Source organism: Herpetosiphonaceae bacterium (assembly GCA_036374795.1).
Lineage (GTDB): Bacteria > Chloroflexota > Chloroflexia > Chloroflexales > Kallotenuaceae > LB3-1.
In genome coordinates, this window is the sequence record DASUTC010000155.1 from 1 (window position 1) to 21,813 (window position 21,813).

Here is a 21,813-nt window from a genome sequence, read left to right on the forward strand (position 1 = left end):
GCGTCCCGTACGTCGCTAAGGGACTGATCGCGACTTGCCGCGAGTGTTGCCGCGTTGAGCCGATCGATCGCAACATCCCAGTCCTCGCCGGGCTGGAGCAGCGCCGGTGCCTTTTCGCCGCGTGCTGCCGCCTGGAGCAACTGAAGCATTCGCTGCTCCCACCACGTGATATGCGCCAGCAGATCCTTGACGGACCAGCCTTCATCGAGGGCGGGCTGAATCATCTGATCGTCGCTGAGCCTGGCTAGCATCGCTTCGAGGCGGGTATGCTCGGATCTGATCCGTGCCAGGAGATCGGCCCTGGCATTCGGCGCGTTCATGGTCTGCTCCTTTACCAACTGGCGAGAGATCGGCGGTTATCAGGCGACAAAGCCGGGATCTTCATAAGGTTGCCCGTACATGGTAGCACAAAGCGTCAGATCCGCCCATCCATTCCTGCCGATAGATTCGCCCGCCTCCACAGCCGACCCGCGACTCCGTCGCTGATCCGAGGAGTGAGATGCATGCTTGAACTGGTTGACTATCGTGAGATTATTCACTATGCTACGTTGAGGCACGAGCACCGAATTACGCGCCGTGACGAATCTTGTATCTATCTGACGATTAGCGTTATACTACACGCTGCTACACAGCGGCGGCGTCTCGCCTGGGAAAAAAGGTTTTGGTAAGGAACAACAACGGATATGCACGCAGTTCTCACGGGGCTGGCACCCGAATGGAGCATGTTGTCAAGCGGTCGGCGCGGCACGCGCGAAGATGTACGTACCGTCGGGGAGGCTAGATGAACAGCACCGCATTGGGCTGGCGCGGCGTCGTCAAAGATTATGTAACGCTCACCAAACCACGGATTATTTCGCTGCTGCTGCTGACGACACTGGTACCGATGCTGATCGCCTATCAGGGCCAGCAATCGACGCTGGCGTTTATCAACCTGATCGTCTGGACGCTGGTTGGCGGCGCGCTCGCGGCGGGCGGCGCCGGCGCGATCAACATGTACATGGATCGCGATGTCGACGCGATTATGTCACGCACGAAGCAGCGGCCCATTCCAAACGACCGGATGCAGGCGAGAAACGCGCTGCTGTTTGGCCTGGCGCTCAACGCGCTGGCGTTTCTCGTGCTCGCCCTGGCCGCGAATCTGCTCGCGGCGATCCTGGCGATATTCGGCACGGTCTACTATGTGCTGATCTACACTCGCTGGCTCAAACGGACCTCGCACCAGAACATCGTCATCGGCGGCGCTGCGGGCGCGATCCCGCCGCTGGTCGGCTGGGCCGCCGTGCGCGGCAGCGTGGACCTGGAGGCGCTGCTGCTCTTTGCGATCATCTTCTACTGGACACCGCCGCACTTCTGGGCGCTGGCGCTGCTGCGCAGGACGGAGTATGCCCGCGCTGGCATCCCGATGCTGCCTGTGGTGCGCGGCGAGGCCGAGACAAAATGGCAGATTCTGCTCTACACGCTGCTGATGATCGCGCTGACGCTCGTGCTCACGCCGCTGGGACTGGCCGGCCCGGTCTACCTTGTCTTCGCAGCGGTGCTCGGCGCGATCTTCCTGCGCGATGCGTACATCCTGTTCCGCGATCCCGGAACAGGCTCGGCCTGGAAGCTCTACAAATATTCGCTGCTGTACCTGGCCTTGCTCTTCGGCGCGATGGTCCTCGATCGCGTCGTGATGCAGTTGCTCTGAGCGGCTCGCGGCAACGAAGCGCCCCTGCCAGCGGCAGGGGCTTTGTTATACGCTCGGCCCGCTCGCTCCAGGTGTGTGATAGACGTCCCAGGGCAGACGGCAGCACACCCCTGCGATCCTGATGATACCGCCGCCGGCATCGCGCCGCCGACTACTGATCGCGGAGCGTCTGCTCGACCGTCTCGCGGTCGCCCTCGGCCTGGCTGGGCTTGCCGCCGGGCGTCTCGGTCTGCTCCTGCTTCGCGCCGGGGTCACGCTCGCCCTCGGCCTGGCTGGGCTTGCCAGCCGGAGCCCTGGTTTCCTCGTGCTTATCACTCTGTGTCATCGACGGTCCTCCTTGCTTGTGCTCCACGCTGCTACCGCAAGGCGCGTGCCGCTATCGGAGGAACAAGGAAACCAGGAAACCAGGGAGCAAGCGCGTTAAGCCCTTGTGCTTTGTCCTGTTGTGCTTTGTTCTGTTGTTCTTTGTTCTTCGTCCTCCCTACCTTCCGCCCATGCCCGTGAGCGTCACACCCTCGATGAAATAGCGCTGGAACAGCAAGAAGATGATCACCACCGGCAGCATCACCACCAGACTCGCCGCCATCAGCCAGTTCCAGGCGGGAGCGCCGCCATACGCAAACTCGAACTGGCGCAGGCCAAGCTGCAAGGTGTACAGCTCCTCGCTCTGGAGATAGAGCAGCGGCCCGACAAAATCTTCCCAGGTAAATTGAAAGGTGAAAATCGCAATCGCCGCCAGCGCGGGCTTTGTCAGCGGCATCACGATATTCCACCAGATACGCATCTCGGAAGCGCCGTCGATGCGCGCGGCCTCGGATAGCTCCATCGGGATACCGCGCATAAATTGCCGCAGCAGGAAGATATAAAACGCATTGCCGGTAAAGGCTGGCACCGTCAGCGGCAGAAACGTATTCACCCAGTAGGTCGAGCCCTGGAGGCCGAACGCGGGCAGCTTCGAGAACAGAATAAACTGCGGGATCATCGTCACGATGCCGGGCAGCATCATCGTCGCCAGCACCAGCGAGAAGAGCGTATCGCGGCCCGGCCAGCGCAGCCGCGCAAACGCATACGCCACCAGCGAGGTCGAGAGCAACGTGCCGAACATCGCCACCGCCGTGATGATGATCGTGTTCAGCGTCCAGCGCCGCCACATGCCAAAGCTAAAGGCATCGCGATAATTTTCCCAGGCGATGCGCTGCGGTATCCAGCGCGTGTCCATCAGATCGCGAATATCTTTCAGCGAGGTTGAGAGCATCCAGAAGAACGGCACCAGGAACAGAATGCTCAGGCTTGCCAGGAGCAGCCAGGCCAGCAATGCGCCGATCGAGAACGATGGCCGCCGCCGCTCGTTGCGCAGCGCCTCGGCGCGTGGGGGTTGTTCAACTGCAACTGCCATAGCGTCCTCCTACTGCCCTTCCGACTCGTAGTAGACCCAGCGGCGGGCCAGCCACAACTGAAGCAGCGTAATCGCCAAAATAATCAGAAAGAGAATCCAGGCCATCGCCGAGGCATAGCCCATCTGGAAGCCGCCCGGCCCCGACTTACCGAAGGCCCGGTTGTAGAGGTACAGCACATAGAACAGCAATGACTGGCTGGGACCGCCCTTGCCCACATCCTCGCTGCCCTGACCGGCGATGATATAGGCTGTCGTAAAGATCTGGAACGCGCCGATGATCCCGGTGACAACCTGAAAGAAGATCGTCGGCGACAGCATCGGCAGCGTGATGTAGCGCGTTTTGGTCCAGCCCGTCGCGCCATCGATCGCCGCCGCCTCGTAGAGCTGAGCGGGAATGCCTTTGAGACTGGCGAGATAGATCAGAATATTGCCGCCGATCCACCACATGCCCATCACGACAATCCCCGGCTTGGTCCAGAGCGGATCATAGAACCACGCGGGGCCGGAGATACCGAACACCGCCAGCGCGCGATTGAACAAGCCGTCAGGTGCCAGAATCCAGCGCCACAGAAAGATCGCCGCGACGCCCGCCAGCACGTTCGGCAGGTAGAAGATCGCGCGAAACGCCCGCGCGCCGGGCAGGTCCAGGTTCAGCAGGAGCGCGATACAGATCGACGCGATGACGACCACCGGGATTTTGACGGCAACCAGCCAGAACGTATTGCGCAGGCTAATGTAGAAGCGCGGATCGTCGAACAGCGCCTGGTAGTTTTCCATGCCTATCCAGACCGGAGCCGTCGTGATATTGTAGCGGGTAAAACTGGTATAGAGCGAGAAGATCATCGGCCCCAGCGTAAACACAATAAATCCGATGATCCAGGGCATCGCAAAGAGCCAGCCGGTGATCGCCTCGCGGGTCGCCGGGCGCAAGATCCACTTGCGGCGCGCTACATCCTGTTGCTGGATTGCCTGAGCCATCGAAGCCTCCTTTCGGATCTTGGGGTCGGGTGAGACGCGACCGCCTCGCGACCGTCGGCCTCACCCTAGACGGCCACGCCTACTTCTTCATCTGTGCTTCGACCGCCTGCTGAGCCTCGTCTAAGGCGGCCTTCGCCTCAAGCTCGCCCGTCCAGATCTTTTCGTAGCGCTGCTCAAGCTGCTCCTTCCAGTTGGGATATTGCGGCAGATAGTTGCCGCCTGAGGTATGATTCATCGCCTCGACAAAGAACTGCCAGCGCGGATCGGACAGCAAGACGGGGTCTTTGGCGGCGGCTTGATTCGCGGGCATCGCGTACGTATCGCGTGCCCAGGACGCCTGCGCCTCAGGGCTGGTTGCGCACTTGATGAACTCCCAGGCCGCGTCTTTGTTCGGAGCGCCGCGCGGGATCGACAGCGCAAAACCGCCGCTGGTCGAGCTGCGCTCTTTGCTGTAGGGCAGGAACGAGACGCCCCAGCTCAGCTCTTCTTGCTTGCCCTCGGCATTGGTTAGACGAGGGCGATAGAAGTCGAGCTGCGAGGTGTAGCCGTTGATATCCGTGACCATCGCCACGCGGCCAGACATGAACTCGTCCTGCGGCGGAGCCGCGAAGCTGCCTCGGAACTTCTGCAGCTCCGACCAGCCGCTGTAGCGGTCGACCCACTTCTTGACCCACTCGACGGTTTCGACGGCCTCCGGCGTGTTAAGCTGCGGCTTGCTGTCGTCGCTGATCCAGTTCACGCCGTTGGTGTAGCCGAAGGTATCGGTGCCCGCCTTGATTAGCGGGTGGAAGGCAATCCGCTCGTACGAGCCGTCTTCTTTCTTCTTGTCCAGCTTGTCGGCGTACTGCTCGACCTCTTCCCAGGTCGTCGGCGGCTTCTCAGGATCGAGGCCGGCCTCTTTGAAGGCGTTCTTGTTCCAGAAGAGCACGCGCACATCCGTCTCGTAGGGAATGCCGTAGGTATTGCCCTCGTAGAGCGTCTGCTTCCACGTGAAGGGCCAGAACGCGCTGCCGTCGATGCCGTCGCGCGCCGCCAACTCCTGCAAGTTCTCGTCGACCTGATCGCGGGCACGCTGCGGAAGCTGCGGACGATCCTCGACGATCACGTCGGGCATGCCTGAGCCTGCCGCAACCGCCGCGATATTAGCGGTCCAGATGTCGCCGAAGGGCTTGAAGGTTTCGCTGACTTTGATGTTCGGAAGCTGCTGATTGCAGATCGCGATTACCCGCCGGATTGCGTTCCGGCGCACCGGAGAGCCCCAGAAGTGCCAGAAGGTGATTTCGCCGGAGACATCTTTGTTGAGCTTCGGGCCGTTGCCTGCCGCGCCCTGTTCGCCGCCTGCGGGTGTCGTCGCCGCGCCCGACGCCGCCGGGCTTCCTTCGCCGCCTGCGGGTGTCGTCGCCGCGCCCGACGCCGCCGGGCTTCCGCCGGGCTGTCCCGTATCCGCGCCGCAGGCGGCCAGCACCAGGCTCAGCAGCGTCAACAGCGCCACAAACTGCCACCAGCGACCATAGGTAGACGCCTTCATCGTCGCATCCTTTCGTAGCTCATCCTACAGGTTTGTTAACAGCGTCGATCAGCGCCTCGCCAGGACTACGTCTGGGTGAGCGCTGCGGTAAAATGGCGGTATGGATCATGCGTCTGTCGGGCGATCCCTCCTCTCCGTACACGAACCACGTCCGAGCGTATCACAGCGATACGCGAGCCAGACAGCCTGCCGCCCGAATGCACCGGCGACGACGCTATGATCTCGCAAACAAGAGGACTTGCGTCGATACATAGTGCGCGGAATAGTTGGCAGATACGAGGTTGACGCCTCGCTACATCGGGGCGAGACGGCAGCCCAAACGTATGTGCTTCTGCCGATACCGCAAACGGCGTGCCAGCGAACATCTGGCATCAGGGGAGTAGTGTTGTCGGCGATCTGCAACATCGTGGGGGGGAACGGTGCAGATGTCGATGTGTCGCCGCAAGGTCCGCTGCTACCAGATTGTTAGCGTGCAACTACGGACAAGCGCTACGGTGATTAAGTGGTACTGAGGCTATCACAAAACCTGTTTAGCCGCAAGCGCACGATGTTGCCAAGAACAAGCGCCGGGCATGGAGCGTAGAAGATCACACACGGATCGATTCAGGAGCGGTACACAGCGCTGTGCTGCTCTGCATGAGGTGGATGATGGGCGTGGAAATTGGGCGCTGGATGATTGCAGCGGGGATCGTGCTGGTGGTGGCAGGGCTGATCGTCGTGGCGGTCGGGCGGCTGCCGGGCGATCTCGTCTATCGGCGCGGTGGCGTCACCGTCTTTATCCCGATCGGCACGATGATCCTGATCAGCCTGGTGCTGACGATCGTCGCGAATGTGATCGTCCGCTTCTGGCGACGGTGAGCCGCATCGGGCCGTACCCAGTCGACGCGCAGCCGCCGACATGGCATCGGCGGCTGCGACGTTCGAGCCGCTCAGGAGGCGACATCGCTCTTCGGCGCTTCGCGTAGCGGGCGGCGTTCGGTCAGATCGAAGTGATCGCCGTTGCTCAAGACATGCAGCCTCACATTGTCGATGCTGATCACGCTGTCGCGATTCTCTTCCGACAGGCTCGAATAGCTCACGTCCATCCCGTCGAGCACATAGATCGCGCCGGAGCCGATCACGCGGAAGCAATCGTTGCTCTCGACGATGATCGCGGTGTCCTCGTCGATGCCGATGCCAAGATTACGCGGATTCTGCGCGACCACGCCCAGCAAGCGACCGATGCGCCCGCGCTCGGCAAAGTGCGAGTCGATCACCACGCCGCTGATAAACGCGAGGCCGGGAGCCATCACCAGCGACGAGAGCCGAGGCGACTCGTCGCTCGGCCCGCCGTTGAGCATCGTCTCTGGCATCGCGGCTGCTCCCGCCGAGGTGCCGACGATCGTGCTGCCCTTGAGATAGATCTCGCGCATGCACCGAAATACCTTCGAGTCGCCGATCTGGCTGGTGATGCGCAGTTGATCGCCGCCGGTAAAGAAGACCACCGGAGCGCCCGCCAGCTTCTCGATGTTGCGCTCGTCGCAGGCGTCGTCGCGGGTGCGAATATCCAGCACATCGACGCGCTTAACGCCCAGCTCCGAGAAGACCGCGCGATACTCATCCGCCAGCTCCTGCGGCTCCTGCGAGGCGACCGTCACCACCACGATGCGGCCCGAAGCACGCCGCGCCCGCCGCGCGACTTCCTTCAATATCTCCTGATCGCCTTCTTTATCCTCATGCCCGCCGATGATGATCAGCGCGCCCTTGGGTTTATTGTGCATCGGTATGCTCCTTGCTTGAAACGTGCTACTCCGTCGCCGGATCATCGGTCTGGCTCGGCGCGGCGGGCTGCCCATCCCGCACCATCTGGCGTCCGAGCGCGAACAGGTGAACCACCTCCAGCGTTTTCCGCCGCATGACCAGCACATCCGCGTCCAGGCCCACGTCCAGGCAGCCCTTGCGCTTGAGGTGCAGCGCGCGGGCGGGGTTGCGTGTCAGCAGCGGCAAGATCTCGCCCAGCGACCAGCCGTGCTCGCGCACTGCGGCCACCACATTGCGATAGAGCTTCTGCGGGCTGCCCTTAGCCGTATGCGCGTCGGAGGAGAGCGTAAGCTGGCTCAGCGGGCCGTCGTGGTCGCGGTAGTAGCCCAGCCACGTGCCGAGGTCGTCATCAACCGTATCCAGATCGACGAACGCGCCGCGCCGCGCCAGGGCAATCGCCTCGTCCATCAGCGCCTCACTGCGGTTGATATGCGTCGGATAAAGGTACTGCGGCGGCGTCTCATGCTGATCGAGCAGCTCCGTCAGCAGCGACAGGCGCTTCTTGCCCGGCCCGATGTGGAAGTGCGTCACGCCCGCCTTACCGCCGATCATCCCGCCCGTAATGCCCTGCGACACCAGCCGCGCCAGCTCAGGCAGCGTCGGCTCCGAGCAGCGCGGATCGGAGATTGCCAGCTCGCCGATGCCCACCACATTCGCGATCATGATGATGTCGTTGGTCACGGTGCCGGTAAGCGTTACGGGCGGCACGGCATAGCCGCCGGTGTACATATAGGCGCTGATGCCCTCGACCGCTAGCTGGTGCGTCTTCGCCAGCAGCGAGCTAAGATGCCGCGTGGTCATGTCGGTGCCCAGGCAGCCGACGACTGTGGTGATGCCGGAGCAGACGATCTCATGCAGCGAGACTTCCGGCATGCGGCTGCCGAAGCCTTCCTCGCCGCCAGCGCCGAGCAGGTGCTCGTGCGGATCGATCAGGCCGGGCGTTACGGCACAGCCGGCGGCGTCGATCACCGTGATCGGCACGTCCAGCGCGCACAGCGCCGCTCGGTCGACCTCGCCGATCTTAAGGATCGTGTCGCCCGCCAGCAGGATCGACTGGACGCCGATCGGCTCAGGCGTATAAACTTCGCCGCCTTGGATCAGGGTCAGCATGAAACAGCCTTTCTTGTGTGTCGCGCTACGCCCCGACTTCCGCACTGATCGGCGCGGAGCAGGCCGCATCCGCCGCCACCGACTCGGCCAGCGATTGGATCAGCGGCAGCGCCGTCTCGACCTCGTCGATGATGAAGACCAGCCGATCGCCGGGCTGGAGCTGCTGCCACGCGACGAGCAGCGCCTCCTGCTGATCCGCCGCGATGGTACACACCGCGTCGGCGGGCAGATGGCTGTGCATCAGCTCAAGCACCTCGCGCTCGGCCCGCCCGCGCCGGTCGCGCAGCTCGTAGAGTACATAGTGATCGGTAAACGGCAGCGTCGCCTCGACCGATGCCAGAATGTCCTCGTCGCGCCGGTCGCCGGGCAGCGCCAGGGCAAGCACGGTTTTGCGCTGGCCCAGCGCTGTCACCGCCGCGCCCAGCGCGCGGATCGCCGCCGGATTATGGCCGTAGTCCATGATCACCTGCACGCCATGCACGTCGCTGATGTTGAAGCGCCCAGGCACCATGCCGCTATCGGTGGTGAAGGTCGAGAGCGCCCGCGCGATCAGCGCCGGATTAAGCCCCGCCGCCCAGGCCGCCGCCGTTGCCGCCAGCGCGTTTTGCACCTGGAAGCAGATCGCGCCGCCTGCCGTGAAGGCTACCCGCTCCAGCTCCATCAGCTCGATCCGCTCAGCGCCGGTCGCCAGCACGATCGTCTGCTGATCGACGAATACCGCGCGTCCGCCCTCGGCCAGATGCGCCGCGACCACATGCTGCTGCGGATTGGCGCTGAAGTAGATCACCTCGGCATCGGTCGCCGCCGCCATCTCGGCTACCAGCGGATCGTCGGCGTTGAGCACGGCAGCGCCATCGTTGCGCACCGCCTCGACCACCACCTGCTTGACTCGCGCAAGCTCTTCGATCGTGTTGATGCCGCCAAGGCCCAGGTGATCCGCGCTTACGTTGGTGACAACGCCTACGCTGCACGCATCGAAGGCCAGGCCCTCACGCAAAATGCCGCCGCGCGCCGTTTCGAGGACCGCAACCTCAACCCGTGGGTGGAGCAGCACGGCTCTGGCGCTCTTCGGCCCTGAGCAATCGCCCTGGATGATGCGCTCTTTGTCGATGAACGTACCCTCCGTGCAGGTCATGCCGACGATCCAGCGCGCCGTCTCGTACATGTGGCTGATCAGCCGCGTGACGGTGGTTTTGCCGTTGGTGCCCGTCACCGCGATGATCGGGATGCGCGACGGGGCGTTGTTGGGGTAGAGCATCTCGACGATCGGACGGCCTACGTCGCGGGGCTGTCCCTGCGCCGGGTGGAGGTGCATGCGCAGGCCGGGAGCGGCGTTGACCTCGACGATCGCACCGTCTTGCTCGGCCAGCGGACGGCCAATATCGCGGCACAGCGCGTCGATCCCGGCTACGTCCAGGCCCATGATCTGCGCGGCCAGCCGCGCCAGGCGCGCGTTGCTCGGATGCACCTCGTCGGTGACATCCGTGGCGGTGCCGCCGGTCGAGAGGTTGCAGTTGGTGCGCAGCTTGACGAGCTGCCCCGGCTCCGGCACCGACGCGCTGGTGAGGCCCTGCTGCGCCAGCACCAGATCGGTCGATGAGTCGAGCGTGATGCACGTGAGCGTGCTGCTATGGCCCGGACGGCGGCGCGGGTCCTGATTGACCTGCTCGACAAGCTGCGCGATCGTGTGGTGCCCATCGCCAACCACCTCGGCGGGATCGCGCCGCGCCGCCGCCACCAGCTCGCCGTTGACCACCAGCAGGCGGTAGTCGTCGCCGACGATCATGCGCTCGACCAGGACCTCGTGGCTATACCGGCGAGCAATCGCATAGGCCGCGCCAACCTCCGCTTCCGTCGTCAGGTGGACGCTCACGCCCTTGCCCTGGTTGCCGCCTGCGGGCTTGACCACCACCGGCAGCCCGATCTCGGCTGCGGCAGCCCAGGCGTCATCCGCCGACGTTACGATACGGCCCTCAGGCACGGGCACGCCCACCGCGCGCAACATCTGATTGGTCAGCGCCTTATCCTGGCACATATCCACGGCGATCGAGCTGGTAACGGATGTTTCCGAGGCTTGAATGCGCTTCTGATAGACGCCGTAGCCAAGCTGCACCAGGCTGCGGGTTGGCGTTACGCGCAGCACCGGAATATCACGCGCCTGCGCCGCCGCGACGATCGCGGCGGTGCTTGGGCCGTAACGATACACATCGGCCAGCGCCAGCAGGCTCTCCAGCTCGGATTCCACATCAAACGGCTCGTCGTGCATCGCGGCCAGCGTCAGGCGCAGCGCAGTTTCAAAGGCTGCGCGGGCGGGCGCTTCTTCCTTGTAGGCGATCACCACCGCGTACACGCCGCGCTCGCCCGTGCAGCGCGCGCGGCCAAACGCGACGTTAAAGCCCATCAGGTTTTGCAATTCCAGCGTGATATGCTCGCAGATATGCGCCAGGTACGTCCCACATCGCAGGCGCTCGACAAAGCCGCCTGGCCGACCCACGCTGCACTCGTGCTTGTGTAGTCCGGGTAGCCAATCGGTGAGGCGCTCGACAAACCCTGCAAACGATGTGCTCGGACGATCTTCATACGGCCCGATGTCTAAGGTGATCTGGAGGACCGGCATGTATGCGTGCAGGTTCGGCCCGCGCAGGGCACGAATGGATCGAATGATAATGCCGTGCGTTTCCATAATCGAAGCCTTTCATGGTCAGCAACGCTGCCGCCCAACTTGCCGTGGCTCATCGACGGCGGCTGTTTAAGCAAAACCTGGGCCAGCATTCGAACGGCATGGGGAGCGGGCTTGTGGCGACACGCATAGCAACCAAAGCGGTCGAGACGCGGAGCATCTCGACCGCTACGAGGAGGGGTAATTGTCCAACTATGCGTCAGGAACTCGGTCGTGTCGTCGAGCGCCCGGTTGATCATCGCACGCGCCGAGGATCTTCACGCGCTGCTGCTTACGGCGAAGCCGAGGGCGACGCGCCTGTATCACCGCCGGTCGTGCCGGTGCCGCCCGTGCCGGTTGTGTCGCCGCTATTCGTGTCGGTGCCGGTACCCGTGTCGGTCGTAGCCTCGCCACAGGCTGTCAGCGCGCCCAGCGCCAGGACGCCACACAGCAGCCACGTGATAAACTTTCGTCGCATAAGATCCTTCCTCTCAGACTTAACTTCGCGCCGCCAATGGATGCAGCGCACAAGGTTCGCCTTAACAGCAAGGAGCGTGCCAGCTCGGACACTTGTTTACCAAGCCCTGCCATCAGCCAGCGCTAGCGCGTGCGCTGCACATCGTCGCCCAGATCGGTCATGCGCGGATCGATCCCGCCTTCCAATCCCGTATTCGAGCCGCCGCTCAAGCCGCTCCCGCGATTCGTCGGCGTGCGCTCGACATCATCGCCCAGATCGGTGGTGCCCGCGTCGATGCCGCCTTCCAGACCGCTGTAGCGCCCCTTGCGCAAGCCGCTCCCGCGATTCGTCGGCGTCCGCTCGACATCGTCGCCCAGGTCAGCCCTGCCCGCCTGGGACCTGCCTTTCAGCCCGCTATGGCGGTCGCGGCTCAGCATGCTCTCGCCGCTCGTCGGCGCGTGCGGCGCGGCTCCGCCTCGCAGCCCACTATGGCGGTCACGGTTCAACATACTCTCGCCGCTCGTCGGCGCGTGCGGCGCGGCTCCGCCTCGCAGCCCGGTGTGACGGTCGCCCCTCAACATGCTTCCGCCGCTCGTCGGCGTGCGCTGCACATCGTTGCCCTGGCCGGTTGCCGGGCTGGGCGTTTCTGAGCACTGCTTGTCGGTCATAGATACCTCCCTCTTGTGATGCGATGACCGGCGTCTCCGATCCTCACACTTGCCACCATCCTGGCGCAGCAGCCTGTATGCCACGGGCAACGACGCCGGGCGGCTCTGGCACTCAAACTACTATTTAGCGCTTTCTAGAGAGCAGAAGCGAAGCAGTGGGCACCATCGGTGCATCGTTTATTGCCTACCAGCGGCCTCTACAACACTCCTGATGACCCTGCACGGATTCAACACGACCGTGAAGCAGGCATCGTCATACATTGCCGTAGGAGCGTGCCATGTCAAATTGGCAACAGGTCGGAGATCTGCAAATAGAGCAGGATCTTCAGTATCAGCAGCGCATGTGGACCGTCGAGCGGATTGGCTGGTTGCTGCTGCTGCTGGGCGGCGGGCCGCTCAGCATGGCAACCGCAGGCGACCAGGGAGCGCCGCTGCAAGCGCAGTACGGTCGGTTTGTACGCCACGGCGGACAGGCCCAGCTAGAGATCCGGCTTCAGCCGGGTGCGGCGCAGGGCACCGAGGCGCGCGTATGGATCGACCGCGCGTATCTGGATGGTATTCGGATCGAACACATCACGCCTGAGCCGGAGAGCATCGAAGCTGCCTCGGATCGGATGATCTACGTTTTCAAGCTGAGCCAGCCGGGCCAGCCCACATCCTTAAATGTTCAATATCATGCCTGAAAAGGTTGGAGCGCGAGCAGCCAAGCCAGGGCTAACGAAAGAACCAGGAATCAAGGGGAGAACAAAGAACAAAGGCTTAAACCCTTGTTCGCTTGCTCCTTTGATCCCTGGTTCCCTTGCTCCCCCTTGGGCCGACCGATCAGCGTCCATGCAGCGCGCGGATCTCGCGGATCTCCGCAATATGCTCAAGCGCGTGGCTCGTCTTGATATCGACCATGCGGCGCACCGTCCACTCCTGCCCGTCCGCCCCATGCACCGCTCGCCCCCAGGCATCTGGCGTGTACTCGATCAGTTGACGGATATGCGCGCGCATCGCCCGAAACAGCTCGATCGTCGGAGCGATGGGTCGGTGCGCGTAGTAATCGGGAGCGACATACGCCTCGTTACTGCCCGGCCAGTTGTGGACAAAAGCGCGGCCCGGCTCGGCCAGCGCCGCTTTAATCGCATGCAAGAAGATGATCTCGCCGTCCGCGATATGCTGCACGGTCTGGCGGATCGTCCATGTTGCGGGCGTGAGCGACAGCTCAAGATCTACCTCGCCGAGGCCCGCAAGCGCGCTGCTCAGATTATCCGGGCCTTGCACAAACATCGCCAGCACTTCCTCATCCGTGTGCTGAGCCGGAGTCAAGAAGGTCAGCAGCACGCCGTCGGGATCGGCGATCGTCAGCAGCCGCTCGCCCCAGGTCGTCTCGACGATCTGCGGCGCGTCCAAGCCGCGCTGCTGCAACGCCCGCCGCCGTGTATCGAGATCGGCCTCGGAAAATCGGATCGTCTCGCCCGCCTTGATGATCCGCTGCTGATCGTCGAGATAGACCCCTACATCACCAGCGCGCGGCCCTGCCAGCAAGAAAGCATCGCCGTCAGGATCGATCACGTGCGCCAGATCGGCATCAGGCGCATGCGTCGCCAGCTTAAATCCAAGCTGCTCGATATAAAATGTAAGACTCGTCGCGAGATCGGCGACAGGCAGCGCTAACGTCGCTCGTTTGGTCATCATCTCAGGCTCCAAGCTCATAGTAGCCGTAGGTCGTCGCCTCGCGAAAGCCGCACGACTGGTACAGCTTCAAGGCGTTGCGATTCTCGGTGACAACGTCGATTGCGATCTGCGGCCAGCGCTCGGCTAGCAGAATATCGAGCGCTTCCAGCAGCATGTGCCGCCCGTAGCCCCGGCCCTGATGCTGCGGCAGCACGCCGAAGGCGGTCACGTCGGCCTCGTCGCAGTACCTGCCGAGCCGCAGACTCCCGATCGGCTGCCCGTCGAGCAGCCCAAGGTAGTACTGCCGATTCGCCAGCGTCAGCCCATGGCTGACCTGCGTGCGCACCTCGTCCTCGGCATCGCCAAAGGCAGCCGCCTGAATGCGGCTCAGCGTCTCGGCGTCTGCGTCGGTAGCCGGTTGCAGCCGTAGGTTGGCGTGGCGCGGCTGTGAGCGGTCGATCGCAGCCGGATCGAGCAGCATCCGATACTCAGCGTAGCGAAAGGCCGCGCCGACGGCTGCCGCAAACGCTTTGCCAGACTCTAGCATCTCATCGCATACCAGCAGCAGAAGCGCCGCGCCGTGTCGGCGGCACTCGCTTCGGGCGGCATCCAGCAGCGCCCTGCCCACTCCTCTGCGCCGGTAGTCGGGATGAACCACGCCGTACAGCTCCGGCTCCGCCGAGCGCTCCACGCGCATCAGGCCGATCAGCGTGCCGTGCTCGTAGGCCAGAAATTGATCGAGCGGCGGCGCTACCCCTGGCATCGGACCAGCCTCCGCCGCTTCAAGGCTCAGCGGAAAATCCGAGCCGTCATACCGACGGCACACGGCCAGCAGGTGCTCTGCCGCGGCGCGCTCGTCTGCGCTCAGCGCGGCCACCCCGATCACGCCATGCATGTTATTTCGCTGCATTCTCTCGTTGCTCCATCAACACCAAAAGCACAGGGCGTCCAGACCCCTATTGTACGGCATTTCGTGGATCGATTCATACAGGCCAGGCGATCGTCATGAGCAGATAATCGGTTGGCATCAATGGCTTCCGCTAATCTTTCGTGGTTTCTAGGACATAATACGCTCACTATTGAGAGCACGTGCTGCTTCTCTTTCGGGCATAGGCAGCAAAGTTACAATACGAGCGGCTGGCTTTTTCCGATCGCCAGTGCGTCGATCGGAAAAGGTTAGAGCTTACCGAGGTGACGACTCGCTGCGCAGGTGGTGGATATTCTGAGCAGCATCCCGCTTCGAGGCTTTACACTCGATCGATTCTTTCGGTGCTGAAGGCGTTGTTTGTCTGCTCCGTGCGGCGGCTGCGCGTGATTAAGAATATCCGAGCGGCGCGATCGCGACCGGACGACACGCAATCCTGTTAAAAACGTGCTGTTGTATTCAGGACCAAACGATCTATAATTCATGACAACACAAACAGCAGCGCGCTTTAGTGGAGAAAGCACTAAAGCGCGCATCAGATCAGAACAGGAGGTGCCTGTTATGACCGTAGATCGAATTCTACCACACACGCATCCCCCGGCAGCCGCCAACCTCCGCAGCCTGTCAGCCAGGAGTGCATGCAGATGCACGATCTGAGGGGTGTCTCGCGCTACCAGTCATCTCAAGCACAAAGGAAGCTCTGCGTATGTGGATTCGTGGCTACCGCGCGCCTATTCGCCATGAGGTAGGCGCGTTTACCTTTGAGCTGCGCTTCGACACCCGCGTAGTCCACGTGACAGCCGATGGTGAGACAATCATCCTTTCATTCGACCTGATACGCGCGCTGCGGGATTTTCTCGACGTACACGGCGTGGCCCGTGCCATCAATCAGGTGCTGCCGCCAACCAATCGACGGGCACATGCCCGCATGCGTGTGCTGCGCGTGCTGACGGAGTGGAGCGATGCCCATGCGGGCCAGCCGCCGACGATGGACGAGCTGCGCGATATGACCGACGTGCAAAATCTGGGCAAGCTGCGCGAGATCCTGAGAACCCTGGATCGTTTCGGCTTTGTCCGTATGTGCGGCTACGACGAGCCGTGCAGCGCGTATGTCACCAGCCTGGGCCGCACCGCGCTACAGGAGTACATCGCCTACCTGGAGACGGAGCGCCAGCGCGACGCAGCGCAGGCGATCTACACGCCCGCTCAGGTTGCCGAGCTGTTGAATCTGAAGCTCAGCGCGGTCTATTACCTGCTGCGCACCGGGGCGCTGCGTGGGTTTAAGCAGCATGGCAAGTGGTATATCATGCGGACGGCGATCGAGGATTTTCGCAAGGCCAGAGATCGCTAGCCGGGGGCCGGAGCAAAGAACCAAGAACAAAGGAGCAAGCGAACAAACCTTGAACTCGAAACCTGAAACTTTGAACTTTGAACTCGGAACTGGAGGAAGCCTACACTGGCTCCATGTTAAACGCACGGCAGCACAATGCAGGCTTCCTGTGTTGGGGGGAGGCGAGTGTTCCGGGGGGAGCCGTAGTATAGCACGACGACCGGCGATCGATCCAATGCCGATCGCTGTTTGCGCTGTCCAAAACTACGCCCTATCGTAGGCATCCTGGGTCAGGCCGAACCGGTACTTTTGGATGTCCGTGCCGCGTCGGCGGCGATCGATCCGCTCAGACGGTGCCAACCGCGAGCATATAGATCGCCGCCTCCTCCGTGCCATCCACGCCAAGCATCGCATTGATCGCGTCGTCCATGAACGCGCCGACCGCGCACGCGCCGAGGCCCATCGACGTTGCCGCGAGATACACGTTCTGCCCCAGATGCCCGGCTTCGATCAGGCCGTAGCGATAGGTCCGATCCTGGTACTTCCAGCGCATCCGCTGGAAAATAACCGTGAAAAAAAGCACCACGCTGGCCTGTCCCAGGAACTCCTGCATCAACCCCTGGCGCACCACCAGCTCGCGCAGATCGACGCTCTGCAACTGCTCCAGGCTATGCGCCTGCACGCCGTAATGATACAGCCCCGCGCTCAGCCCCTCTACCTGATGCACCACGGCATAGATCTCGATCGGGTAGAGCGCGCCCGACGACGGCGTGGCCCGCAGCCGGTGGCCCCAGCGCTCGCTGGTCAGGCCGCCGGTCAAAAACAGCAGCCGCGAGAGCTGATCCAGCGTCATCGGCGCGGCAGCGTAGGAGCGGGTCGAGCGACGGCGACGCATCGCGTCCTCGGTGGCGAGGCCGCCCTCGAAGCTCGGCGGCGGCAGCGCGATCGTCTGAGCGTCGGGATAGGTTTTATACAACGGCGGCTGCTGGCCCCAGTTCGCAACCGTGCCCAGCACATCGATCACGCCCGGCTTGCTCCACTCGTGATAGACCACGCCGAGATCGGAGCCTTGCGCAATCACCGGCGGAGGACGTAGCCCGCGCCCGACGATCCATCCACCGATCGCGCCCAGCGCCAGGCTCAGGAAGCCACGCCGCGAGACAAGCAGCTGGCGTGTCGTCTGGAGCATACGTGCGCGCGTGGGCGCTCCCGCAGGCACAGGCTGCGGCCCGCCGGCGCGCAGCGCATGTCTGCGGTCCCGCCGTGACAGCCGAAACCGCGCATAGCCGATCAGCCGCTCCCAGGTGAGCCACACATGCGCCAGCGCCAGGGCGGTCATGACGTATCCGGCATACGTGTGATACACAAAATCGTTGAGATCCCACAGTTGCGCGACCAGACCCGTGACGATCACGACGACCACCACGATCAGCAGCCCGGCGCTGACCGCATAGTTCAAATCATGGCGCAATCGCTTCATACGCGCCCCCATCGTAATGGATGCCTCGTGCAGAATCGAGGACCCTGTTCGGGAAAGCCCTCCAGGCGATTCTGCACCAGAAGGGGAATGTCTGGGGAACTCCCCCAACTTCCCAGCCATTTGTTTTTGTGCCGTTATCGTGTTGTTCTTTGTGCTGTCGACTCCCGCATGAGCGATGCCATGAGACACCGGCGACACGCCCGGCATCGTCCTTATTCTTAGAATCTTCTTAGACTTTCCTCAGCAGCCTTTTATTCCCGGCCCAACAACTGGCGTTATCCTTAGAGATCAACCTCGCTGCATAGATTGATGATGCGATACTTGCGGTAAACTAGAAGGTGGTAGCGTCACCTGCTCGACGACTCGAACGCTGGGAGATGAGGGCACGGCTGCTGGATCGCCCGCGCCCGCTTCATCTGCCTGTCGGGCAGCGGCTGTGATGGGCTTGAAGGATAGAACTATGACAACCGTTTTGATCGCGGATGACGACCGCAAAATCATCGATATGCTGCGCCGGACATTAGCCTACGAAGGCTATCATGTTGTCACCGCCGCCGATGGCCTCGAAGCGCTGGCCCAGGCGCAGGCGCAGCGCCCCGACGTGGTGATCCTCGACTGGTGGATGCCGGGACTCGATGGCATCGAGGTGGCCCGGCGGATTCGCGAGGCCGACTCCACGCCGATCTTGATGCTGACCGCTCGCGACGCGATCGAAGATCGTGTGCAGGGCCTGGATAGCGGCGCGGACGATTATCTAGTCAAGCCATTCGCGCCCGCTGAGCTGCTGGCGCGGCTTCGCGCGCTGCTGCGTCGCTCGGAGAATGCCAGCAACGAGCGTCCGCTGTCGTACGCCGATCTGCACCTCGATCCGGTGACACGCGAGACGCGGCGCGGCGATCGGCACTTCAACCTCAGCCCCAAAGAGTTCGATCTGCTGGCATATCTGCTGCGCCATCCGCGCCAGGTGCTGCCGCGCGATCGGATCTTGCAAGATGTGTGGGGCTACGACTTCGGCGGCGACGGCAATGTGCTGGAAGTCTATATCGGGTACCTGCGCGCCAAGACCGAGGCGGGCAGCGAGGCACGGCTGATCCAGACCGTGCGGGGCGTCGGGTATGTCTTGCGCGAAGGCGCGTAAACGGTTCGTGATTGTTACTGCCCTGCGGGCAGCGCGCCCCGGCGCGATTGGGTATCGTAGAAAGTCTATGTCTGTGCGTCTCCGGCTTACAGTGCTGTATAGCTCAATCCTGGCGTTCACGTTGATCGCCTTTAGCATCGTCCTGTACGTCACGCTATCGCGGCTGACCCTCGGCGTCGTAGCCGACACGCTGGCCGAGGAAGCGAAACGTCTGCTCGATCGGAAAGTGATCGACGACCAGATTTTCCTCTTCAACGGCCAGGAGTATCGTCTGGGACGGATCGTGCTTCCGGCCAGTGGCTTTGCCGCGCCCCAGACATATGTGCAGACGATCAATGCTGGGGGCATCGTCACCAGCCGTACCGCGAATCTGGTCGACGAGGGCGTCGTGCTCCCGCTAAGCGACGCGGCCTTTGAGGCCGTCTTCAGCGGGGAGAAGACAATTGAGCAGGCCACGGTTAAAGATGGCAAGCTACTTGTATTCACCAGGCCGGTCGTCGTCGAAGGCAACCGCATCGTCGGCGCGGTGCAGGTCGCGCGCTCGCTGGATGAGTACGTACAGTCGCAGGACACGCTGCGGAGAATACTAGTTATCGGCAGTATCGTCGTCACGGTGATCGCCTTTGGCATCGGCTGGATGCTGGCGGGCATCGCGCTGCGGCCCATCGATCGCATCACCCATACGGCGCAGGCGATCGGCACGGAGCGCGATTTTGGGCGGCGCGTGGACTACACCGGCCCATACGACGAGATCGGGCGGCTGGCGACGACCTTCAACGAGATGCTGGGAGCGCTCCAGAGCGCCTATCGCCAGGAAGCGCAGGCGCTCCAGGCGCAGCGGCGATTCGTTGCCGACGCCTCGCACGAGCTGCGCACGCCGCTGACGACGATCCGGGGCAACATCGCGCTCTTACAGCGCGAGCCGCCGATCAGCAGCGAGGACCGCATCGACGTGCTGGCCGACATGGCCGACGAAAGCGAGCGCATGAGTCGGCTGGTCAACGATCTGCTGGTGCTGGCCCGCGCCGACGCCGGTCGTCCGCTGCGCAGCGAGCCGGTGGCGCTCAGACCGCTGATCGAGGACGTGTGCCGCAAAGTCAGAGTAGTTGCGGCGCAGCATACCATCGACTGTACGCAGCTTGACGACGTGAGCGTCCAGGGCGACGAAGACGCGATCAAGCAAGTCCTGCTGATTTTGCTCGACAACGGGCGCAAGTTCACGCCGCCGGGCGGCCAGATCGTCGTCACCACCGAGGAAGCGCCGCAGCAGGTGATCATCCATGTGCGCGATACCGGCCTGGGTATCGATCCGGCAGCGCTCCCGCATATCTTCGAGCGCTTTTATCGCGGCGATAGCTCGCGGACCGGCGGCGGCGCAGGGCTTGGTCTGGCAATCGCTCAATCGCTGGTCAAGGCGCAGCACGGAACAATCGGCGTCACCAGCACGATCGGCGAGGGCAGCACCTTTACGATCAGGCTGCCGAAGGCCAGCCAGGCTGCTCCCATTGAGCGCACGGCAGCCGCAGCCGACGGCTCTTAGTAAATTCTCAGACCGGGCTAAGGAGCTACTAAGCTGCTGCTAAGTAACTCCTTAGCTTGCGGCGTTATCCTTCAGCCAATCCATAAAGTGACAAACCCGGAGGAAACGCATGTTCCCCTATCGATTCGATCAATCATCGGCGTCGACACCGACACCAGCACCCGCTGCGCCAACGCCCACACCGACGCGCAGTAAACGCCGTCTCGGCACGGCGGCCCTGCTGATCGCGGCGCTCTCCGGCGGCGCGGTCGGCGGCGGCGCGGTCGGCGCAGTAGCCGCTACATACTGGATCGCGCCGCAGACCTCGGCTGCACCACAAACCCCACCTGCCGCCAGCCCGGCCCCCAACAACGCATCGGCACCCAGCATGGCGACCGTCGCCAATAGCGCGGTTGCTCCAAACATCGCCGGAAGCGTGTTTAGCAAAGTCAGCCCGGCGGTGGTACGCATCACCGTTTCCGGCGGCATCAGCGCCTACACCGCCGAGGGTAGCGGATCGGGCTTCGTGGTCGATGCGAAGGGCCTGATCCTGACCAACAACCACGTCGTCGAGAATGCGCGCGTGGTCAGCGTCAAGTTTAACAGCGGCGAGACGCGCGAGGCGCAGGTGCTCGGCACCGATCGCGGCAACGACCTGGCGCTGCTCAAGGTCGACCTGCCGGAGAATGTGCCGGTTGCCGCGCTGGGCGACTCGGAGCAGGTGCAGGTCGGCGAGACGGCCATCGCGATCGGCAGCCCCTTTGGACTGGACCAGACCGTGACGCAGGGGATCATCAGCGCGATCCACCGCAACTGGAATCCCGGCAATGGTCGGACGCAGCGCAACCTGCTTCAGACCGACGCGCCGATCAACCCCGGCAACTCCGGCGGCCCGCTGCTCAACGCGCGCGGCGAGGTGATCGGCATCAACACGATGATCGAAAGCCCGGTGCGCGGCTCGGTCGGCGTCGGCTTCGCCGTGCCGATCAACACCGCCAAGCAGCGCCTATCGCAGCTTGAGGCCGGCGCGAACCTTGAGCCGGTCTGGCTGGGCATCAGCGGGCAAGAGCTGGACGAGACGATCGCCAAAGATCAGAGCCTATCGGTCAGCGAGGGCGTGCTGGTCGTGGGCATCGTGCCGGGCAGCCCCGCCGATCAGGCGGGTCTGCGCGGCGGGCAGAGCATCAACGAGCGCATTCCGCGCGGCGGCGATGTGATTACCGCGATCGACGGCAAGGCGGTCACGAATGTCGATGAGATCAGCGCGCGGCTGGCTGACAAGAAGCCCGGCGATACTGTCACGCTGACCGTCGTGCGCGACGGCCAGGAGCAGCAGCTCGATGTGACGCTGCAAGCCTGGCCGCGTCAGGCGGGCTAAAGAACAAAGGAACAACGGGAGAACCAAGCACCAAGACCTAGGAGGCTCGTTCCCCTCTCTTACAGCAGTGGGAGAGGGGGTGGCGCGCAAGCGCCGGGGGT

Annotated in this window: 20 protein-coding genes; 7 read left to right on the forward strand and 13 right to left on the reverse strand. The window is 63.1% G+C overall.

The genetic code is table 11. The features are described from left to right. Nucleotides 1-320 (reverse strand): DinB family protein (locus tag VFZ66_10535; GenBank protein HEX6289618.1); only part of this gene is annotated, 320 nt, incomplete at its 3' end. Nucleotides 321-781: 461 nt separating this feature from the next. Between VFZ66_10535 and VFZ66_10540 the strand changes: the two genes are divergently transcribed. Further along, on the forward strand, nucleotides 782-1,687 hold the full coding sequence (locus VFZ66_10540) for a heme o synthase (GenBank protein HEX6289619.1): 906 nt from the start codon (nucleotides 782-784) through the stop codon (nucleotides 1,685-1,687). A 151-nt stretch (nucleotides 1,688-1,838) separates the two neighbouring features. Here the strand turns inward: VFZ66_10540 and VFZ66_10545 are convergent, their stop codons facing one another. The 4 genes from VFZ66_10545 to VFZ66_10560 form a co-directional block, all read right to left on the reverse strand. Beyond that, a complete protein-coding gene (locus tag VFZ66_10545; protein ID HEX6289620.1) occupies nucleotides 1,839-2,012 on the reverse strand; it encodes a hypothetical protein in 174 nt (57 codons plus the stop codon). Nucleotides 2,013-2,168: 156 nt separating this feature from the next. Next, nucleotides 2,169-3,083, reverse strand: coding sequence for a carbohydrate ABC transporter permease (locus VFZ66_10550; protein ID HEX6289621.1), 915 nt, complete (start codon nucleotides 3,081-3,083; stop codon nucleotides 2,169-2,171). 9 nt (nucleotides 3,084-3,092) lie between these two features. Continuing rightward, nucleotides 3,093-4,061, reverse strand: a complete 969-nt coding sequence (locus tag VFZ66_10555; protein ID HEX6289622.1) for a sugar ABC transporter permease — start codon at nucleotides 4,059-4,061, stop codon at nucleotides 3,093-3,095. Between the two features lie 79 nt (nucleotides 4,062-4,140). Further along, complete coding sequence (locus VFZ66_10560) at nucleotides 4,141-5,589, reverse strand: ABC transporter substrate-binding protein (protein HEX6289623.1); 1,449 nt, start codon at nucleotides 5,587-5,589, stop codon at nucleotides 4,141-4,143. A gap of 648 nt (nucleotides 5,590-6,237) precedes the next feature. On the opposite strand from VFZ66_10560, the gene VFZ66_10565 reads away from it, so the two are divergent. Continuing rightward, nucleotides 6,238-6,447: a DUF2905 domain-containing protein gene (locus VFZ66_10565; protein HEX6289624.1), complete on the forward strand. Its 210-nt coding sequence runs from the start codon at nucleotides 6,238-6,240 to the stop codon at nucleotides 6,445-6,447. A gap of 71 nt (nucleotides 6,448-6,518) precedes the next feature. Here VFZ66_10565 and VFZ66_10570 read toward each other — a convergent pair whose 3' ends face one another. From VFZ66_10570 to VFZ66_10590, 5 genes are all read right to left on the reverse strand, one after another. Further along, complete coding sequence (locus VFZ66_10570) at nucleotides 6,519-7,349, reverse strand: cyanophycinase (GenBank protein ID HEX6289625.1); 831 nt, start codon at nucleotides 7,347-7,349, stop codon at nucleotides 6,519-6,521. A gap of 25 nt (nucleotides 7,350-7,374) precedes the next feature. Next, nucleotides 7,375-8,499 carry a hypothetical protein gene (locus tag VFZ66_10575; GenBank protein ID HEX6289626.1) on the reverse strand — a complete coding sequence of 375 codons (1,125 nt, stop codon included), beginning with the start codon at nucleotides 8,497-8,499 and terminating at the stop codon, nucleotides 7,375-7,377. A gap of 25 nt (nucleotides 8,500-8,524) precedes the next feature. Next, nucleotides 8,525-11,182, reverse strand: a complete 2,658-nt coding sequence (gene cphA / locus VFZ66_10580) for a cyanophycin synthetase (protein ID HEX6289627.1) — start codon at nucleotides 11,180-11,182, stop codon at nucleotides 8,525-8,527. 268 nt (nucleotides 11,183-11,450) lie between these two features. After that, nucleotides 11,451-11,636, reverse strand: a complete 186-nt coding sequence (locus VFZ66_10585; protein ID HEX6289628.1) for a hypothetical protein — start codon at nucleotides 11,634-11,636, stop codon at nucleotides 11,451-11,453. A gap of 122 nt (nucleotides 11,637-11,758) precedes the next feature. Further along, on the reverse strand, nucleotides 11,759-12,283 hold the full coding sequence (locus tag VFZ66_10590) for a hypothetical protein (protein HEX6289629.1): 525 nt from the start codon (nucleotides 12,281-12,283) through the stop codon (nucleotides 11,759-11,761). A 278-nt stretch (nucleotides 12,284-12,561) separates the two neighbouring features. Between VFZ66_10590 and VFZ66_10595 the strand changes: the two genes are divergently transcribed. Next, on the forward strand, nucleotides 12,562-12,966 hold the full coding sequence (locus VFZ66_10595) for a hypothetical protein (GenBank protein ID HEX6289630.1): 405 nt from the start codon (nucleotides 12,562-12,564) through the stop codon (nucleotides 12,964-12,966). 139 nt (nucleotides 12,967-13,105) lie between these two features. On the opposite strand, the gene VFZ66_10600 is transcribed toward VFZ66_10595, so the two are convergent. Continuing rightward, nucleotides 13,106-13,963, reverse strand: coding sequence for a DinB family protein (locus tag VFZ66_10600; GenBank protein HEX6289631.1), 858 nt, complete (start codon nucleotides 13,961-13,963; stop codon nucleotides 13,106-13,108). A gap of 1 nt (nucleotide 13,964) precedes the next feature. After that, nucleotides 13,965-14,852: a GNAT family N-acetyltransferase gene (locus tag VFZ66_10605; GenBank protein HEX6289632.1), complete on the reverse strand. Its 888-nt coding sequence runs from the start codon at nucleotides 14,850-14,852 to the stop codon at nucleotides 13,965-13,967. A gap of 721 nt (nucleotides 14,853-15,573) precedes the next feature. On the opposite strand from VFZ66_10605, the gene VFZ66_10610 reads away from it, so the two are divergent. Beyond that, entirely contained in the window at nucleotides 15,574-16,218 is a 645-nt protein-coding gene (locus VFZ66_10610) for a helix-turn-helix domain-containing protein (protein HEX6289633.1), read from the forward strand. A 325-nt stretch (nucleotides 16,219-16,543) separates the two neighbouring features. Here VFZ66_10610 and VFZ66_10615 read toward each other — a convergent pair whose 3' ends face one another. Continuing rightward, nucleotides 16,544-17,677 carry a SagB/ThcOx family dehydrogenase gene (locus VFZ66_10615; protein HEX6289634.1) on the reverse strand — a complete coding sequence of 378 codons (1,134 nt, stop codon included), beginning with the start codon at nucleotides 17,675-17,677 and terminating at the stop codon, nucleotides 16,544-16,546. Nucleotides 17,678-18,137: 460 nt separating this feature from the next. Here VFZ66_10615 and VFZ66_10620 point away from each other — a divergent pair, with 460 nt between their 5' ends. The 3 genes from VFZ66_10620 (at nucleotide 18,138) to VFZ66_10630 (ending at nucleotide 21,712) form a co-directional block, all read left to right on the forward strand. Next, nucleotides 18,138-18,815, forward strand: a complete 678-nt coding sequence (locus VFZ66_10620) for a response regulator transcription factor (protein ID HEX6289635.1) — start codon at nucleotides 18,138-18,140, stop codon at nucleotides 18,813-18,815. 67 nt (nucleotides 18,816-18,882) lie between these two features. Continuing rightward, the gene (locus tag VFZ66_10625) at nucleotides 18,883-20,355 is read left to right on the forward strand and encodes a HAMP domain-containing sensor histidine kinase (protein ID HEX6289636.1); all 1,473 of its coding nucleotides are present in this window, start codon (nucleotides 18,883-18,885) and stop codon (nucleotides 20,353-20,355) included. A gap of 109 nt (nucleotides 20,356-20,464) precedes the next feature. Continuing rightward, entirely contained in the window at nucleotides 20,465-21,712 is a 1,248-nt protein-coding gene (locus tag VFZ66_10630; GenBank protein HEX6289637.1) for a trypsin-like peptidase domain-containing protein, read from the forward strand. The last annotated feature ends 101 nt before the right edge of the window (nucleotides 21,713-21,813 follow it).

What these genes read in the sequence shown, in the direction of transcription:
- VFZ66_10540 (HEX6289619.1), top strand. Translation starts at nt 782, where the DNA reads ATGAACAGCACCGCATTGGGCTGGCGCGGCGTCGTCAAAGATTATGTA.
- VFZ66_10545 (HEX6289620.1), bottom strand. Translation starts at nt 2,012, where the DNA reads ATGACACAGAGTGATAAGCACGAGGAAACCAGGGCTCCGGCTGGCAAG.
- VFZ66_10550 (HEX6289621.1), bottom strand. Translation starts at nt 3,083, where the DNA reads ATGGCAGTTGCAGTTGAACAACCCCCACGCGCCGAGGCGCTGCGCAAC.
- VFZ66_10555 (HEX6289622.1), bottom strand. Translation starts at nt 4,061, where the DNA reads ATGGCTCAGGCAATCCAGCAACAGGATGTAGCGCGCCGCAAGTGGATC.
- VFZ66_10560 (HEX6289623.1), bottom strand. Translation starts at nt 5,589, where the DNA reads ATGAAGGCGTCTACCTATGGTCGCTGGTGGCAGTTTGTGGCGCTGTTG.
- VFZ66_10565 (HEX6289624.1), top strand. Translation starts at nt 6,238, where the DNA reads ATGGGCGTGGAAATTGGGCGCTGGATGATTGCAGCGGGGATCGTGCTG.
- VFZ66_10570 (HEX6289625.1), bottom strand. Translation starts at nt 7,349, where the DNA reads ATGCACAATAAACCCAAGGGCGCGCTGATCATCATCGGCGGGCATGAG.
- VFZ66_10575 (HEX6289626.1), bottom strand. Translation starts at nt 8,499, where the DNA reads ATGCTGACCCTGATCCAAGGCGGCGAAGTTTATACGCCTGAGCCGATC.
- cphA (HEX6289627.1), bottom strand. Translation starts at nt 11,182, where the DNA reads ATGGAAACGCACGGCATTATCATTCGATCCATTCGTGCCCTGCGCGGG.
- VFZ66_10585 (HEX6289628.1), bottom strand. Translation starts at nt 11,636, where the DNA reads ATGCGACGAAAGTTTATCACGTGGCTGCTGTGTGGCGTCCTGGCGCTG.
- VFZ66_10590 (HEX6289629.1), bottom strand. Translation starts at nt 12,283, where the DNA reads ATGACCGACAAGCAGTGCTCAGAAACGCCCAGCCCGGCAACCGGCCAG.
- VFZ66_10595 (HEX6289630.1), top strand. Translation starts at nt 12,562, where the DNA reads ATGTCAAATTGGCAACAGGTCGGAGATCTGCAAATAGAGCAGGATCTT.
- VFZ66_10600 (HEX6289631.1), bottom strand. Translation starts at nt 13,963, where the DNA reads ATGATGACCAAACGAGCGACGTTAGCGCTGCCTGTCGCCGATCTCGCG.
- VFZ66_10605 (HEX6289632.1), bottom strand. Translation starts at nt 14,852, where the DNA reads ATGCAGCGAAATAACATGCATGGCGTGATCGGGGTGGCCGCGCTGAGC.
- VFZ66_10610 (HEX6289633.1), top strand. Translation starts at nt 15,574, where the DNA reads ATGTGGATTCGTGGCTACCGCGCGCCTATTCGCCATGAGGTAGGCGCG.
- VFZ66_10615 (HEX6289634.1), bottom strand. Translation starts at nt 17,677, where the DNA reads ATGAAGCGATTGCGCCATGATTTGAACTATGCGGTCAGCGCCGGGCTG.
- VFZ66_10620 (HEX6289635.1), top strand. Translation starts at nt 18,138, where the DNA reads ATGACAACCGTTTTGATCGCGGATGACGACCGCAAAATCATCGATATG.
- VFZ66_10625 (HEX6289636.1), top strand. Translation starts at nt 18,883, where the DNA reads ATGTCTGTGCGTCTCCGGCTTACAGTGCTGTATAGCTCAATCCTGGCG.
- VFZ66_10630 (HEX6289637.1), top strand. Translation starts at nt 20,465, where the DNA reads ATGTTCCCCTATCGATTCGATCAATCATCGGCGTCGACACCGACACCA.